This is a genomic window from Micromonospora arborensis (assembly GCF_003205615.1).
GTDB classification, from domain to species: Bacteria; Actinomycetota; Actinomycetes; order Mycobacteriales; family Micromonosporaceae; genus Micromonospora; species Micromonospora arborensis.
The window spans coordinates 335886-350157 of sequence record NZ_PYBV01000011.1; the positions used below are offsets into that span (position 1 = coordinate 335886).

The 14272-nt window shown below is 71.7% G+C and carries 16 protein-coding genes and 1 pseudogene; 9 read left to right on the top strand and 8 right to left on the bottom strand.

The window, feature by feature from the left end; genetic code table 11:
* Positions 1–38 precede the first annotated feature (38 nt).
* From C7C45_RS09540 to C7C45_RS09550, 3 genes and pseudogenes are all read left to right on the top strand, one after another.
* Positions 39–1046: a LacI family DNA-binding transcriptional regulator gene (locus tag C7C45_RS09540; RefSeq protein WP_110563238.1), complete on the top strand. Its 1008-nt coding sequence runs from the start codon at positions 39–41 to the stop codon at positions 1044–1046.
* Positions 1047–1436: 390 nt separating this feature from the next.
* Positions 1437–1520: pseudogene (locus tag C7C45_RS34910) on the top strand (RidA family protein); the annotation flags it as partial.
* Position 1521: 1 nt separating this feature from the next.
* On the top strand, positions 1522–2418 hold the full coding sequence (locus C7C45_RS09550) for a GNAT family N-acetyltransferase (protein ID WP_110563239.1): 897 nt from the start codon (positions 1522–1524) through the stop codon (positions 2416–2418).
* Positions 2419–2740: 322 nt separating this feature from the next.
* Here the strand turns inward: C7C45_RS09550 and C7C45_RS09555 are convergent, their stop codons facing one another.
* A complete protein-coding gene (locus tag C7C45_RS09555) occupies positions 2741–3262 on the bottom strand; it encodes an O-acetyl-ADP-ribose deacetylase (RefSeq protein ID WP_110563240.1) in 522 nt (173 codons plus the stop codon).
* Position 3263: 1 nt separating this feature from the next.
* A complete protein-coding gene (locus C7C45_RS09560; protein ID WP_110563241.1) occupies positions 3264–4055 on the bottom strand; it encodes an EI24 domain-containing protein in 792 nt (263 codons plus the stop codon).
* A 200-nt stretch (positions 4056–4255) separates the two neighbouring features.
* On the opposite strand from C7C45_RS09560, the gene C7C45_RS09565 reads away from it, so the two are divergent.
* The 5 genes from C7C45_RS09565 to C7C45_RS09585 are packed head-to-tail and all read left to right on the top strand — an operon-like array spanning position 4256 to position 8823.
* Positions 4256–5164, top strand: a complete 909-nt coding sequence (locus C7C45_RS09565; protein ID WP_110563242.1) for an ABC transporter ATP-binding protein — start codon at positions 4256–4258, stop codon at positions 5162–5164.
* 14 nt (positions 5165–5178) lie between these two features.
* Positions 5179–5913 (top strand): ABC transporter permease, encoded by a 735-nt coding sequence (locus C7C45_RS09570; RefSeq protein ID WP_110563243.1) that lies wholly within the window; start codon positions 5179–5181, stop codon positions 5911–5913.
* A gap of 11 nt (positions 5914–5924) precedes the next feature.
* Positions 5925–7193, top strand: coding sequence for a sensor histidine kinase (locus tag C7C45_RS09575; RefSeq protein WP_167454686.1), 1269 nt, complete (start codon positions 5925–5927; stop codon positions 7191–7193).
* Positions 7190–7831, top strand: coding sequence for a response regulator (locus C7C45_RS09580; protein WP_110563245.1), 642 nt, complete (start codon positions 7190–7192; stop codon positions 7829–7831). Before C7C45_RS09575 ends, C7C45_RS09580 begins: the two co-directional genes overlap by 4 nt.
* A 23-nt stretch (positions 7832–7854) precedes the next feature.
* Entirely contained in the window at positions 7855–8823 is a 969-nt protein-coding gene (locus C7C45_RS09585; RefSeq protein ID WP_110563305.1) for a helix-turn-helix transcriptional regulator, read from the top strand.
* On the opposite strand, the gene C7C45_RS09590 is transcribed toward C7C45_RS09585, so the two are convergent.
* The 6 genes from C7C45_RS09590 to C7C45_RS09615 form a co-directional block, all read right to left on the bottom strand.
* Positions 8814–9728, bottom strand: a complete 915-nt coding sequence (locus C7C45_RS09590; protein WP_110563246.1) for an SDR family oxidoreductase — start codon at positions 9726–9728, stop codon at positions 8814–8816. The two genes, C7C45_RS09585 and C7C45_RS09590, sit on opposite strands and share 10 nt — an antisense overlap.
* Positions 9729–9966: 238 nt before the next feature.
* On the bottom strand, positions 9967–10704 hold the full coding sequence (locus C7C45_RS09595; RefSeq protein WP_110563247.1) for an alanyl-tRNA editing protein: 738 nt from the start codon (positions 10702–10704) through the stop codon (positions 9967–9969).
* Between the two features lie 11 nt (positions 10705–10715).
* Complete coding sequence (locus tag C7C45_RS09600; RefSeq protein ID WP_110563248.1) at positions 10716–11603, bottom strand: alpha/beta fold hydrolase; 888 nt, start codon at positions 11601–11603, stop codon at positions 10716–10718.
* Positions 11600–11914: a DUF2516 family protein gene (locus tag C7C45_RS09605; protein WP_088950380.1), complete on the bottom strand. Its 315-nt coding sequence runs from the start codon at positions 11912–11914 to the stop codon at positions 11600–11602. Before C7C45_RS09605 ends, C7C45_RS09600 begins: the two co-directional genes overlap by 4 nt.
* A 71-nt stretch (positions 11915–11985) precedes the next feature.
* Positions 11986–12741 carry a hypothetical protein gene (locus C7C45_RS09610; RefSeq protein WP_110563249.1) on the bottom strand — a complete coding sequence of 252 codons (756 nt, stop codon included), beginning with the start codon at positions 12739–12741 and terminating at the stop codon, positions 11986–11988.
* The gene (locus C7C45_RS09615) at positions 12738–13361 is read right to left on the bottom strand and encodes a helix-turn-helix domain-containing protein (protein ID WP_110563250.1); all 624 of its coding nucleotides are present in this window, start codon (positions 13359–13361) and stop codon (positions 12738–12740) included. The genes C7C45_RS09610 and C7C45_RS09615 overlap by 4 nt, the downstream gene beginning before the upstream one ends.
* 117 nt (positions 13362–13478) lie before the next feature.
* On the opposite strand from C7C45_RS09615, the gene C7C45_RS09620 reads away from it, so the two are divergent.
* Positions 13479–14270 (top strand): alpha/beta fold hydrolase, encoded by a 792-nt coding sequence (locus C7C45_RS09620; RefSeq protein ID WP_110563251.1) that lies wholly within the window; start codon positions 13479–13481, stop codon positions 14268–14270.
* The last annotated feature ends 2 nt before the right edge of the window (positions 14271–14272 follow it).

The window sequence follows — 14272 nt, forward strand, 5'->3', positions numbered from 1 at the left end:
TCCCCGGAACGGGCCGCGACGAGCGGGGGGAAGGCGCGATGAGGACGGCGCAGCGACCGACGCTCGAAGCGGTGGCGGCGCGGGCCGGGGTGTCCCGGGCCACCGTGTCCCGTGTGGTCAACGGCTCCACCACCGTCGCCGAACCGATCCGCGAGGCAGTCACCCGGGCGGTCGCCGAACTGGGGTACGTCCCCAATCTCGCCGCCCGTAGCCTGGTCACCCAACGCACCGACTCGATCGCCCTGGTCATGCCGGAGGCGGCCACCCGGGTCTTCTCCGACGACCAGGTCTTCCCCGGCATCATCCGCGGTGTCAGCCAGGAGCTGGAAGCCGCCGACAAACAACTCGTGCTGATGCTCGCCGGTTCACCGGCAGGCCACCATCGGGTCGAGCGGTACACCACCGGCCGGCACGTCGACGGGGTGCTCTTCGCCTCGCTGCACGGCGCCGACCCGCTGCCCGGCACCCTGGCCCGGCTCGGCATCCCGGTGGTGGTCAGCGGTCGGCCGCTCGGCGACGCGCCCGTGCCGTACGTCGACGTCGACCACGTCGGCGGGGTGACCGCCGCCGTACGACACATGATCGACAGTGGTCGTCGGCGGATCGCCACCATCGCTGGTCCACAGGACATGGTCGCCGGGATCGAACGGCTCCGCGGCTACCGCGCCACGGTCGCCGACGCGGGGCTGCCCGAGCTGATCGCCGTCGGCGACTTCACCCGCGAGTCCGGCTCGGCGGCGATGCGCCGACTGCTCATCGAGCACCCCGAACTGGACGGCGTCTTCGCCGCCTCCGACCTGATGGCGCACGCGGCCCTGCGTACGCTGCGCGAGGCCGGCCGGCGGGTGCCGGAGGATGTCGCGGTGGTCGGCTTCGACGACATCGAGACCGCCGCGTACACCGAGCCGCCGCTGACCACCGTTCGGCAGCCGATCGTGGAGCTGGGCCGGCGGATGACCCGGCAACTGCTCCGGCTGGCCGCCGGGGAAACCATCGAACAGGCGGTCATGCTCCCCACCGAGCTGATCCGCCGAGCCTCCGCCTGACCGCCGCCGACAGTCAGGACACCCTACGGACGCAATTCGGGCCGTCCCCCCTCAGGGGACGGCCCGAACCTTCCGACCCTAGTGTCCGGCCGGCGGATCAATCTCCGGCTGGTGCGGCTCCAGGCGGCAGAAACCCACAAGTTCGCCCTCAGCAAACTGCGCCTTCATTGCCCGTCCCGTTTCAAGTGTCTGACGTTCACCAGTCTGTCCCAGTCAGGCCGAGTCGAGATCTGCCACACGGTTAATGCGTCGCTGCTGCAGGCGATCGTCGTTAGCCTCGCCTGCATGCCGGATCCCGTCGCGCTGCTGCACGTCCCCGCCCTCTCCGATGCCGCCGAGTACGCGTACGCGGCCATCGTCGATCCACCCGCCCGGCTGGTCGCGTCCGGCACCCTGCTCGGGGTGGCCGTGCTCGGCTACACCGACCAACTCGTCGAGGTCGAGGCCGTCGCCGCCGTCCGGACGGGAGCCTGACATGCGGATTCGTGAAGCGCAGCCGGACGATGCCCCGGCCGTGGTGGCCCTGCGGGCGATGGTCTACCCGTACCTGGTGCGCGGGGTCGAGTCGACCCGGAAGATGATCGCCGAACCGCCACCCGTCGAGGGGTGGATCGCCCTCGTGGCCGAGGTCGACGCTCAGGTGGTCGGCTGGGCGTCGGCGCAGCCCGCCCGTTGGACCTCCACACCAAACTTCGGCGACATCGCCATGCTGCACGTGCACCCGGAGCACCGGCGGCGCGGCATCGGCACCGCACTGCTGAGCACCGCGACCGACCACCTCAGGCCACTGGGGATCCGGAAGATACGGACCTGGGCGCAGCCGGAGGCGCTGCCCTTCGCCCGCCGGCACGGCTACGAACCCACCCGGGAGATGCGCTACTCGGCGCTCGACCTGGACCCGGCACCCGCACTGCCGGAGCCACCCCCGGGCGTACGACTGCGCCCGATCGCCGACCTGGACCCGCACCTGCTGTACGTGGCGGACGTGGCCGCGGCGGCCGACGAACCGGGTGACGTGCCGGTCGACACGATCAGCTACGAGAGCTGGCAGTACGACGTGTGGGACAACCTCGGCCTGGACAAGTCTGCGAGCACCGCCGTCGAGGTCGACGGGCAGATCATTGCCTTCAGCCTGGTCAAGCGGGACGGCGACCGAATGTGGTCGGACTTCACCGGCACCATCCCGGCGCACCGGGGGCGCGGGTTGGCCCGGCTGGTCAAGACGGCCGCGCTGCACCGGGCCGCCGCCAACGGCGTACGCGTCGCGTACACCTCGAACGACGAGGCGAACGCGCCGATGCTGGCGATCAACGCCCGACTGGGCTACCGACCGATCGCATCCCAGTGGACCTGTCTGACCGATCTGACCTGATCCGGGGCACCCTCGAGACGAGAGTGGACACGCTCCTCAACGGGCCGCGGGCCGGGCGGTCGGGATCGGAGCGTCGTGCCAGCTCAGCCCCGTCGTCTGGACGAAGAGCGTCCGCCGGACGACCGCCTCGCCCTTCGGGCTCAGCTCGTAGCCCTGTCGGCGGTCTGTTTGATCGTTACGTGGAGCACTTCGAGTCCCTGTGGGACGACGCACGGGCGGCGTCGCCGCCGGGCGGCGTCGCTCCGGTAAGCGATATACCGCAGAGGCATGAATATGACACTCAGGTATACGGCTCACCAGCGACACTCCCACCCGGCAGGGCCTACGCGACAGGGCGGTCGAAGATCTGACGTGCGGTGGCGTGGGTGTCGGTGCCGAAGAGCACCAGCCGTGCCTCGGCGACAGTCGCCGGGGTGGCCGAGCGCAGCACCGACAACGCCTGACGGACCGCGTCGTCGATCGGCCAGCCGTAGATGCCGGCGGAGATCAGCGGGAAGGCCACGGTGTTCGCGCCCAACGCGTCGGCCACCCGGAGACTGTTGGCGTAGCAGTCGCGCAGCAGCGCCGAACGGTCCTCGCTGCCCGACCAGACCGGTCCGACGGTGTGGATCACCCAGCGGGCTGGCAGTTCACCGGCCGTGGTCGCCACTGCCTGGCCGGTGGGCAGGCCCTTGCCGTAGTGGGACGCCCGCAGCGCCCGGCACTCCGCCAGGATGGCCGGGCCGCCACGCCGGTGGATGGCGCCGTCGACCCCGCCACCGCCGAGCAGGGACGAGTTCGCGGCGTTCACGATGGCGTCCACCTGCTGGGTGGTGATGTCCCCCTCGACCAGGGTGATCTCCATGTCAGCTCCCCTCGATCGGTTGGCCCAACGATCGGCGGGCCAGCAGGGTGGCACCGGCCACCGCGGCCGGCATGATCAGCACCGCACCGAGTGGGATGAGGAAGCAGAGGAAGACCGCCACCCCGAAGCCGAGTGCCGCGGGCCGGTCGGCCTTCAGGATCGTCCGGCGCTGCGGCAGCCGCATTCCGCGCCGGTAGAACGGCGCCCCGACCAGTTCCACGGCGAGGAACCAGCCACCCACCGCAGCCCCGATCACCGGGACGACCGTCTGGCCGACCACCGGGATGAAGCCGGCGAGGAACAGCGGGATGCCGACCAGCGCGGTGAGGGCCACCAGCCGTACCGAGTCGGCGAGGCTGCGCCGCAACGACGACCAGAAGGGCACGTCCACCGCGTCCGGCGTGCCGCCGTACCGCTGCTCGACCTGCTCGGAGATCTTCTCGTAGAACGGGTCGCCGATGACCAGGGTCACCGCGGTGAAGGTGAGCACTCCGAGCAGGCCGCCGAGCCCCAGGAAGGCCAGCCCGGCGATCACCCGGACCAGGCTGCGGGCGGTGGTCGACCAGTCGTCGGCGAAGGGGGTGACCAGCGCGGCGAGGTCGTCCACGAAGTACACCAGGGTGGCGAGAGCGGCCAGGAAGAGCGCGCCCGAGATCAGCGCCGGCACGACGCCGAGCAGCATCATCCCCGGGCTGCGGACGTAGAGGCCGAGCCCCCGCAGGAGCAGGCCCGCCCCGGCGAAGAAGCGTCCGACGACCCCGGTCACCGGGCTGGCGATTCTGCTGACATCCACGATCGAGCAGCCTAACGAGCGGTGATCGATTCCGCCGGGCGGAGTCCGCTAGCAGCGACTCTCGTCGTACACATCAACCGGTTGACGGACGGCGGCGGTCCACCGGCGACGCCATTGATCATCGCCGACCGGCCGATTCGCCGCCGGCTCACCCCGACAACCCTTGAGGGGGTACGAGACCAGCGGCGGAAGGCGGCACGATGCCGGTCATCGAGGTGACCCACCTGAAGAAGCGGTACGGCGATCTGGTGGCGGTGGACGACGTCTCGTTCACCGTGGAGGCGGGAGAGATCTTCGGCGTCCTCGGCCCGAACGGCGCCGGCAAGACCACCACCGTCGAGTGTGTCGCCGGGCTACGCGTCCCCGACGGGGGCGGGGTGTCGGTCCTCGGGCTCGACCCGCGCCGGGACGCGGCCCAGCTTCGGCAGCGGGTCGGGGTGCAACTCCAGGAGAGTCAGCTGCCGGACCGGCTCCGGGTGGCCGAGGCACTGGAGTTGTACGCCTCGTTCTACCGCAACCCGGCGGACCCGGCCGCGCTGATCGACAAGCTGGGTCTCGGTGAGAAGCGGAACACCCCGTACAAGAATCTCTCCGGCGGTCAGAAGCAGCGGCTCTCCATCGCGCTGGCCCTGGTGGGCAACCCGGAGATCGCCATCCTCGACGAGCTGACCACCGGGCTGGACCCGCAGGCCCGCCGGGACACCTGGGGCCTCATCGAACAGGTCCGCGACAGCGGGGTGACGATCGTGCTGGTCACCCACTTCATGGAGGAGGCCGAGCGGCTCTGTGACCGGGTCGCGGTGATCGACCGGGGCCGCGTCGTCGCGCTGGACAGCCCCGCGGGCCTGGTGTCGACGGTGGCGCCGGAGCAACGAATCCGGTTCCGGCCGTCGGCCCCGATCGACGACCGGCTCCTCACCGACCTGCCTGAGGTCACCGACGTGCACCGCACCGGCAGCCAGGTGGTGGTCACCGGCACCGGCGAGGTGCTGCACGCGGTCACCTCGGTGCTGGCCCGGCACCAGATCGTCGCCGCGGACCTGCGGCTGGAGCAGTCCACCCTCGACGACGCGTTCGTCGAGCTGACCGGCCGCCGGCCCGCCAACTGAGAGAAGGAGACACCATGCACGGCTTCCGCCAGATCCTGCGGATCGAGGCGCGGCTCTACCTGCGGGACCGGCCGACGCTGCTCTCCACCATCGGGGTGCCCACCCTGATCCTGACGGTGCTCGGGTTGATCCCCGCGCTCCGCGAGCCGGACCCGAAGTTCGACGGGCAGACCTTCGTCAGCTACTTCGCACCGTCGCTGCTGGTGGTCAGCCTTGTCGTTGTCGGGGTGAACACCCTGCCGGCCGTGTTGGCCACCTACCGGGAACGCGGCGTGCTGCGCCGGCTGGCGACCACCCCGGCGCACCCGGCCGCTCTGCTCGCCGCCCAACTGGTGCTGGCCCTGGCCGGGATCCTGGCCAGCGCGCTGCTGCTCATCGTCGTCGCCCGGCTGGCTTTCGGGGTGCCGCTGCCCCGGCACCCGCTCGGTTTCACCGTGGCGTTCGTGCTCGGTACGGCGGCGCTGCTGGCGCTCGGCCTGCTGGTCGCCGCCGTGGCCCGGACGACGAAGGCGGCCCAGGCCCTGGCCGCACCGTTGTTCATGGTCACCATGTTCTTCGGCGGGGCCTACCTCCCCCGGTTCCTGCTTCCGGACTTCGTGGCGCGGATCGGTGACTACACGCCGCCCGGTGTGCAGGCACTACTCGACGCCTGGACCGGCACGTCGCCGCAGCCGTTGCACCTGGCGATAATGGCGGTGATCGCCGTGGCGGCCGGCGCCAGCGCGGCGAAACTGTTCCGCTGGGAGTGAGCGGAGATGCGATGACCGACAGCGGTGGGCACGACCATCTGACCAGTTGGCGCGAGCGCGAGGCGAGCCTCTATCGCGTGTTCCCCTATGGCGGGCTGGCCCTGGGCACCGTGTTGGCCCTCGTCGCACCGGCACCCCGGGCCCTCGCCACCGCGCCCACCCTCGCCATCGCCCTGGCGGCCGGGTGCTGGGTCGCCTGGTTCATCACCCTGCACCCCGGCTGGCAGAGCCGGCGCGGGCTGATGACGGTCTACTACGCCGGGCTGCTCGCGTTCGCGGCCGTGCTGGTGGCCGCCAATCCGTGGTACGGCTTTTTCGCCTGGGTCGGATACACGCACGCCTTTCCGGTGCTACGCACTCGCTGGCGGATCGCCGGTGTGGTCACCACGGCCACCCTGGTCGCCACATCGCAGGGCGGCGGTCTGTCGGTGGTGACGTCGCACCTGCCGCTCTGGCTGGTGCTGGTGCTCTTCAACCTGGTGGTGGCCGGCTCGTTGAGCTGGTTCGCGATGGTCGCCGAGCAGGAGGACGCCAGGCGCAAGCGGTTGATGGCGGAACTCGGCGAGGCCAACCGCCAACTCACCGAGACGGTCCGGGAGAACGCCGGACTGCACGCCCAACTACTCAACCAGGCCCGGGAGGCCGGTGTGTTGGACGAGCGGCAACGAATGGCGCGGGAGATCCACGACACCCTGGCGCAGGGGTTGACCGGCATCATCACCCAACTGGAGGCGGCCGAGCAGACCCGTGACCGGTCCGCCGACTGGCGCCGGCACGTCGACAACGCGCTCGCCCTGGCCCGGGAGAGCCTCACCGAGGCCCGCCGCTCGGTGCGGGCCGTCCGTCCGGAGACGTTGGAGACGGCCCGACTGCCGGACGCCCTCGTCGAGCTGGGCGGGCGCTGGTCGGCTCTCAACGGGGTACGGGCCGACGTGGCCACCACCGGCACGCCCCGTCCGCTGCACCCGGAGGTCGAGGTGACCCTGCTCCGGGCGGCCCAGGAGGCGCTGGCCAACGTGGCCCGGCACGCGGCCGCGTCGCGGGTCGGGTTGACCCTGTCGTACATGACGGACCGGGTCACGCTGGACGTTCGCGACGACGGGACGGGCTTCGACGTCACCGGCCAGCCGGTGCCCCGCGAGCCGGGCGGCGGGTACGGGCTGACCGCCATGCGGCAGCGGGTGACCCAGGTTGGCGGCGAGGTGGCCGTCGAGTCCGAACCGGGCAGTGGGACCGCCATCTCGGCGTCCGTCCCCGCGCTACCCGGAGGTGCCGGGTGACCGCCCCGGTCCGGCTGCTGATCGTCGACGACCATCCGGTGGTGCGTGACGGCCTGCGCGGGATGTTCACCGGCGACCCGGGGTTCGAGGTGGTGGGCGAGGCGGCGGACGGCTCGGAGGCGTTGACCCTGGTCGCGACGCTGCGGCCGGACGTGGTGCTGATGGATCTGCGGATGCCCGGTATGGACGGGGTGACCGCCATCGGCCGGCTGGCCCGATCCGGCAGCGCGGCCCGGGTGCTGGTGCTCACCACGTACGACACGGATGCCGATGTGCTGCCGGCGATCGAGGCCGGCGCCACCGGGTACCTGCTCAAGGATGCGCCCCGGGAGGACCTGGTCCGGGCGGTCCGGGCGGCAGCCCGAGGTGAGTCGGTGCTCGCGCCGAGCGTCGCCGGTCGACTGATGGGCCGGCTGCGTGCTCCCGTCGAGGAGCCGCTCAGCCAACGGGAGCTGGAGGTGCTCACCCTGGTCGCCCGGGGTGCCTCCAACCGGGAGGCGGCGAGTCAACTGTTCATCAGCGAGGCCACCGTCAAGACGCACCTGCTGCACCTCTACGCCAAGCTCGGGGTCAACGACCGGGCCGCCGCGGTGGCCACCGCGTACGACAGAGGGCTGCTGACCCCCGGCGGGCGGTGAGCGGGGCCGGGCAGGATGGGCGGGTGCGCGCGTCCCGACTGATCTCGCTGTTGTTGCTGCTCCAAACGCGCGGTTCGATGACCGCGAGCGAGTTGGCGGGTGAGCTGGAGGTCTCCGAGCGGACCGTCTACCGGGACGTGCTGGCGCTCTCCGCCGCCGGGGTGCCGGTCTACGCCGACCGGGGCCGGGCCGGCGGGTACCGCCTGCTCGGCGGCTACCGGACCCGGTTGACCGGGCTGACCCGGGACGAGGCCGAGGCGCTCTTCCTCGCCGGGTTACCCGGCCCGGCCGGCGACATGGGGCTCGCCGACGCGGTCGCCGCCGCCGAGTTGAAGGTGCTCGCCGCGCTGCCGCCGGCCCTGCGCGACGCCCCGGCCCGCGCCGGGCAGCGGTTCCACCTGGACGTCCCGGGCTGGTTCCGGGAGACCGCGCCCCCACCGTGGCTCACCGAGCTGGCGCGGGCGATCTGGCGGGACCGGGTGGTGGAGTTGCGCTACCGGCGCGGCGACCGGGAGGTGACCCGCCGGGTCGAGCCGTACGGTCTGGTCCTCAAGAGCGCGGTCTGGTATTTGGTCGGCCGGGTCGGCGACGACACCCGCACCTACCGGGTGGACCGGGTGACCGGGGTCGAGGTGGGCGAGGAGAGCTTCGACCGCGACGGGGACTTCGACCTGGCCGGGCACTGGCGCGAGCAGGCCGGGTCGTTCCTGCGAACCATGCTGCGGGCCGAGGTCGCCGTCCGGCTGAGCCCCGCCGGCCTGCGCCAGCTCCGGCACCTGGTCGATGCCCCCCACGTGTACGACGAGGTGGTCGCCGCCGCCGGTGCGCCCGACGGGCTGGGCTGGGTGGTGGCCCGGTTGCCCGTCGAGTCCGTCGAGGTGGCGTACCACCAACTGCTGGGCCTCGGCCCCGAGGTGGAGGTGCTCGACCCACCCGAGCTGCGGCAGTTGTTCACCGAGGCGGCCGACCGCCTCGGCGCGCTCTACCGGTAGCCGGTCACGTCCGCCGGCTTGCCGGCGTCGACCACCTCGGTGATGTAGCGGAAGCCCTCGGGTTGGCTGCCGTCGAGGTCGGTGAACCCGTACACCTTGGACAGCGTGCCAGCATCGACGGACTCGCCGTTCCAGCGGGCCTTCTCCTCGTCGGCGGCGAGTGCGGCCACCGCGCGGCCGACGAACGCCGGGGTCTCCGAGATGAGGAAGTTCGGGTCGGTGGCGGCGCCGTCGCGCCAGTTCTCCTCGGTCACGCCGAAGTGCTCCAGCATCGCCTCCGAGCGGATCCACCCCGGGGTGAGCGCCACGGCCGTGCAACCGTGCGGCTTCAGCTCGTGCGCCTGACTGAAGGCGAGCCGGTTGACCGAGACCTTGGCCAGGTCGTAGAAGACCGAGAGCCGGTAGTTCTCGTCGTTGTACGCCTTGGTGCCGTCACCCATCTCCACCACCAGACCACCGGGCTTGCGGATCAGCAGCGGCAGCGCGAAGTGGCTGGTGATGATGTGCGTGTCGACGGCCAGCCGCAGGGTGCGGAACCCGGCGTCCAGCGGCTGCTCCCAGACCGGCTTCTCCCAGGTGACCAGCGGATCGCCACCCCAGATGTCGTTGACCAACACGTCGAGTCGGCCCTGCTCCGCGTCGATCCGGGCGACCAGGTCGCGGACCTGCTCGGGCACCAGGTGATCGACCCGGACGGCGATACCGGTGCCACCGGCGGCGGTGACCAGCTCGGCGGTCTCCTCGATGGTCTCCGGCCGGTTCATCTCGGAGCGGCCGGCGCTGCTGCTGCGGCCGGTGGCGTACACGGTGGCACCGGCGGCGCCGAGCTGGACGGCGATCTGCCGACCCGCGCCCCGGGTTGCACCGGCGACGAGCGCGATCTTTCCTACGAGCGGTTGTGTCATACCTGCGAGGTTGTCAGCGATACCTGACAACCGGCGTCCGAATTCCCGGACCGCTCTGGCGAACCGCAGGGAGACCTTGGCGCTCCCTGTAGAGCTGCCCCACGAACGGGGCAGCACGCGACTTCCGCACCGCGCCCCATATTTGGGGCAGCTCTACAGGGCCACTGCAGGCATCCCGCTGTCCGGCGTCCTCTACATGTCGAGCGGCCCGCGAGTCTTTGGGCTCCGAACCGTCCCCTCAATCCACGATGCGGACGCGGACCCGGCGATTGGCCCGGCCCTTGCTCTCCACCTTGACCACCTGCACCTTGCCGATCTGCGCGGTGGACGCGACGTGGGTGCCGCCGTCGGCTTGCACGTCCAGACCGACGATGTCGACGATCCGGACCTCCTGCTCGTCCGGCGGGATCAGGTTGGACTGGGTGCGGATGATGTCCGGCAGGGCCAGCGCCTCGCTGCGCGGCAGCACCCGGGTCGCGACCGAGCGGTCGGCGGCCACCTCGGCGTTGACCAACTCCTCGATCCGGCTCTTGAAGTCCGGGGGCACCTCAGGCAGGTTGAAGTCCATCCGGGCCTCGCCCGGTTCCATGTTTCCACCGGTCACGAGCGCGCCGAAGTCGCGGAACACCACACCGCAGAGCACGTGCAGCCCGGAGTGCGTACGCATCAGCCGGGTGCGGCGCTCGTCCTCCAGCGCGCCGACGACCTCGGTGCCGACCGGCGGCAACGGGTCACCCTCGGCGGGGATCAGGTACGGGTCGTCGCCCTTGCGGGTGCCGACGATCCGCGTCTGCACGCCCTGCCACAGCAGCACGCCGTGGTCCGGTGGTTGGCCGCCGCCGCCCGGGTAGAACGCCGAGCGGTCCAGCACGATGCCCTGTTCCGGGTCGGCGTGCAGGACCGTACAGGTCCACTCGCGCAGGGTCGGGTCGGCGAGGTCGAGCCGGTGCGTACGGCCATGTCGTGTGACGCCCATGACAGGGCACGTTACCCGTTGAGGAAGCCGGAAATGCGGTCCCGCAGGTCGGCGCGTTCGGTCCAGAGGACACCGGGCCGGTCGTACACGTGCAGGGTGGCCTGGGGCAGCGCGGCGGCGAGCCGCTCGGCGACCTCGACCGGGTGCAGGTCGTCGCCCGCGCAGCCGATCACCAGCGCCGGAGCGGTGACCGCCGCCAGGTCGCTGATCTCCGGCAGCGACGTCTGCTCCGCCAGTGCGGCCAGGCCTTCGGCCAAACCGTCGCGGAGCAGTTGGTCGAGCCGCTGCCGCAGGTACGCCCAGCCCGCCGGGGTGTTGCGCACCGCCGCGGGCATCTCCAGTGAGACGACATCCGCGACCGCCGAGGCGTCCCCGCTCTCCACCGCCTCGAGCAGGTCCGTGATCCGTTCGCGGGCGACCGGACCGCGCGGCTCGTCGAGCACCGCCGGCAGGAAGAAGACCAGCTTGTCGAAGCGCTCCGGGCTCTCCGCGAGCAGTCGGCTGAGTGCGCCCGCGCCGAGGCTCGCACCGAACGCCCGGCTGGCTCCGCCGAGGTCCGCGATCGCGCGCAGATCCCGGGCCAGGTCCAGGTAGTTCCACGGCCCGTCCGGTGCGTCGGAACGGCCGTGCCCACGGAACTGGAAGAAGACCTTGCGGCCGGTCACTCCGCTGCCGAACGGGCGGGTGGTGGCGATGCCGTTGCCCAGCCCGTGCGCGAAGACGGTGACCGGATCACCGGTGCCGGTGACCAGCCGCTCCAGCCGCACGCCGTGCGGCGTGGTGACCAACTCGGTCTCCGGCTCCGGCAACGCCGGCCGACCGGTACGCGGCCCACCCGGGCCGGGCCCCCAGGTGCGGGGCCCGCTGTCCGGTGGGGGTGGCCAGCGGAAACCTCTCACCAGAACCCTTTGCCGTCGCTCAGGTCACGCAGACCGACCCGGACGTCGAGGAGGTAGATCAGACCGGCGGCGATGCCGATCAGTCCGAAGAGGCTGATCGGACCGAAGCCGAGCAGAGTCAGCACGAGACAGACGGCGAGGATGGCGATCCAGCCGCCCTTCGGAAGGGTGCCAATGGCGGGGAAAGCGTCGGAGCGCTGGGTGATCGCGTGCACCAGGGCGACGCCCTGGACGATCAGCGCGAAGACGAGCAGGATCAGCTCGATCACGTAGCGGACTTCGAACGCGAAGATCGGCGCGGCGTTGGCCATGCCGGCAAGCTTATGTCGAGGACCCCGGCTACGTCCGACAAGGACGCCGCCGGGGCCGTCGACATCACGAACTACTCGGCCGCCGGGCGGGTCCGCTTGGTGGCCCGGGGCAGCTTCGCCGACGGCGTCGCGGCCGGCTTGGCGGCCTTCGGCGCACGGGCGGCCTTCTTGACGGCGGCCGGCTTGGCCTCGGCGATCTCGGCCACGTCGGCCGGGGTCGGCACGTCGGCCGGGGCCGCAGCGGCCGGGGTGGTGGTGGCGGCCGGAGTGGTGGTGGCGGCCGGGGTGGTGGTCGGCGTCACCGCCTGGGTCGCCTCGATGTCGGCGTTGACCGTCTCGGCGGCCTCCAGCACACCGGCGCCGACGACCCGCTCACCGCGGGCGACCAGAGCGCCGTACGCGGCGAAAGCACGCTCCTGCGCGGCCTGGGCGCTCGCGAACACCATGACGGCGTTGCGGGTCGCGGCAGCGCGCAGCTTGTCAAGGTCGGCGACCTCGCGCAGCTTGGCCAGGTCGGCAGCCTCGCGGAGCTTGCTCAGGTCGGCCGACTCGCGCAGCTTGCTCAGGTCGGCCGACTCGCGGAGCTTGGCCAGGTCCAGCTCGCGCAGGGTGCCAGCGGTCTCATTGGCGGTACGCAGCGTCTCGGTGGCCTTCTGACGCAGCTCGAAGCCGGTCAACACGGCCCGACCGCCCAAGTCGGCGACGACCCGGGTGCCGAGGACGCCGACCACGGCCGGCAGCTTGCGCAAGTGCTCGATGGCCAGCTCACCGGCGCCGGCGGCGGCGTAGATCGGGGCGGGGATCCGGTTGGTCTTCGGCTCGCTCATGACGTCTCCTCTTCGGCCGCCTCGGCGGCCTTCCGGACCGCCGGACCGGCGGCCTTCTTCTCGGGGGTGCTGGTGCTGCTCGGGGCGGGAGCGGTGCCCGCCTCGGTGACGGCAACCGACTCGAGCACGGCCTCGGTCGGTGTGCCGCCCGCGGTGGTGGGGCCGGTGGCGGCCAGATTGGCCACGTCGGCGGGCTGGTCGGCGACGTCGGTCGGGGTGGTCGGGGTGGCCGCCCCGGCCGTGCCGGTGCCCTCGGCGTCGGCCTGGGCCTCGGCCAGCCGGGTGTTCTCCCGGCGGAACGTCTCGTAGATCTGGCTGAGTGACTGCTTCTGGGCCATCGTCAGGTCGGCGTCCACGGCGATGGCGGCGAGCACACCGTGACCCTCTTTGTCGTCGAGCAGCCCGGCGCGCAGGTACATCGCCGGGGTGGAGACCCGCAGCGCGCTCGCCAGTTGCTGGAGCACCTCGGCGCTGGGCTTGCGCAGGCCGCGTTCGATCTGACTGAGGTACGGGTTGCTGACCCCCGCCTGCTCGGCGAGCTGCCTCAGCGAGATCTTGGCGTTGCGCCGCAGATCGCGGATGAACCCGCCGACATCGGGAAGGTCCTTCGGTGTGGCCATGACGCGACGCTAACCCGCCGCGCTAGCTCTTGCAAGCAAAACGCTAGCCATAGTTAGCAAGGTCTCAACGTCCTGTTTGCGTGCCGCTCCTTCGATCCGTACCGTCCGGCCGTGCACATGATCACAGTCAATGGAGCAAGCATCGCGTACGACGAGGCCGGCACCGGTTCGCCCGTCGTACTGCTGCACGCCGGCATCACCGACCGGCGGATGTGGCGCGGACAGCTCGACGCGCTCGCCACCCGGCACCGGGTGATCGTTCCGGACCTTCGCGGCTACGGAGACTCGGAGCTGCCCCCGACGCCGTTCACGCACCACGACGACGTGGTCGGGCTGTTGGACGCGCTCGGCCTGCCCCGGGCCGCCCTGGTCGGCTGCTCCTTCGGTGGGTCGGTCGCCGTCGACACCGCGCTGGCCCACCCCGACCGGGTGAGCGCGCTCGCGCTGTTCGACACGGCGGTCTCCGGCAACGAGTGGTCCGATGAGGCGAACGACCTCTGGGACGAACTGGTCGGTGAGGTCGACCCCGACGACTTCGTCGCCGCTGCGGCCGGCGAGGTGCGGTTCTGGGTGGTCGGCCCGGGCCGCCAGCCGGAGGACGTGGACCCCGAGCTGATCGCGTTCGCGCAGGAGATGGACCAGCGCGCGCTCGCCGCCGAACTGGCGCTCGGCGCGATCGAAGTGGGCGAGCTGACGCCGCCGGCAATCGATCGCCTCGGCGAGCTGAGGGTGCCTGTCCTGGTCACCGCCGGGGCCGCGGACGTGCCGGACATCATTCGGCTCGCCGACCGGATCGCCGCCGAGGTCCCCGGCGCGGTACGACTGCCCGACGTCCCCGGCGCCGCGCACCTGCTGCCGCTGGAGCGTCCGGAGCCGGTCAACGCCGCCCTGCTCGACTTCCTGAACTGACC

Coding starts and splice junctions, on each gene's coding strand:
- C7C45_RS09540 (WP_110563238.1), top strand. CDS start 39: ATGAGGACGGCGCAGCGACCGACGCTCGAAGCGGTGGCGGCGCGGGCC.
- C7C45_RS09550 (WP_110563239.1), top strand. CDS start 1,522: ATGCGGATTCGTGAAGCGCAGCCGGACGATGCCCCGGCCGTGGTGGCC.
- C7C45_RS09555 (WP_110563240.1), bottom strand. CDS start 3,262: ATGGAGATCACCCTGGTCGAGGGGGACATCACCACCCAGCAGGTGGAC.
- C7C45_RS09565 (WP_110563242.1), top strand. CDS start 4,256: ATGCCGGTCATCGAGGTGACCCACCTGAAGAAGCGGTACGGCGATCTG.
- C7C45_RS09570 (WP_110563243.1), top strand. CDS start 5,179: ATGCACGGCTTCCGCCAGATCCTGCGGATCGAGGCGCGGCTCTACCTG.
- C7C45_RS09575 (WP_167454686.1), top strand. CDS start 5,925: ATGACCGACAGCGGTGGGCACGACCATCTGACCAGTTGGCGCGAGCGC.
- C7C45_RS09590 (WP_110563246.1), bottom strand. CDS start 9,728: ATGACACAACCGCTCGTAGGAAAGATCGCGCTCGTCGCCGGTGCAACC.
- C7C45_RS09595 (WP_110563247.1), bottom strand. CDS start 10,704: ATGGGCGTCACACGACATGGCCGTACGCACCGGCTCGACCTCGCCGAC.
- C7C45_RS09605 (WP_088950380.1), bottom strand. CDS start 11,914: ATGGCCAACGCCGCGCCGATCTTCGCGTTCGAAGTCCGCTACGTGATC.
- C7C45_RS09610 (WP_110563249.1), bottom strand. CDS start 12,741: ATGAGCGAGCCGAAGACCAACCGGATCCCCGCCCCGATCTACGCCGCC.
- C7C45_RS09615 (WP_110563250.1), bottom strand. CDS start 13,361: ATGGCCACACCGAAGGACCTTCCCGATGTCGGCGGGTTCATCCGCGAT.
- C7C45_RS09620 (WP_110563251.1), top strand. CDS start 13,479: ATGATCACAGTCAATGGAGCAAGCATCGCGTACGACGAGGCCGGCACC.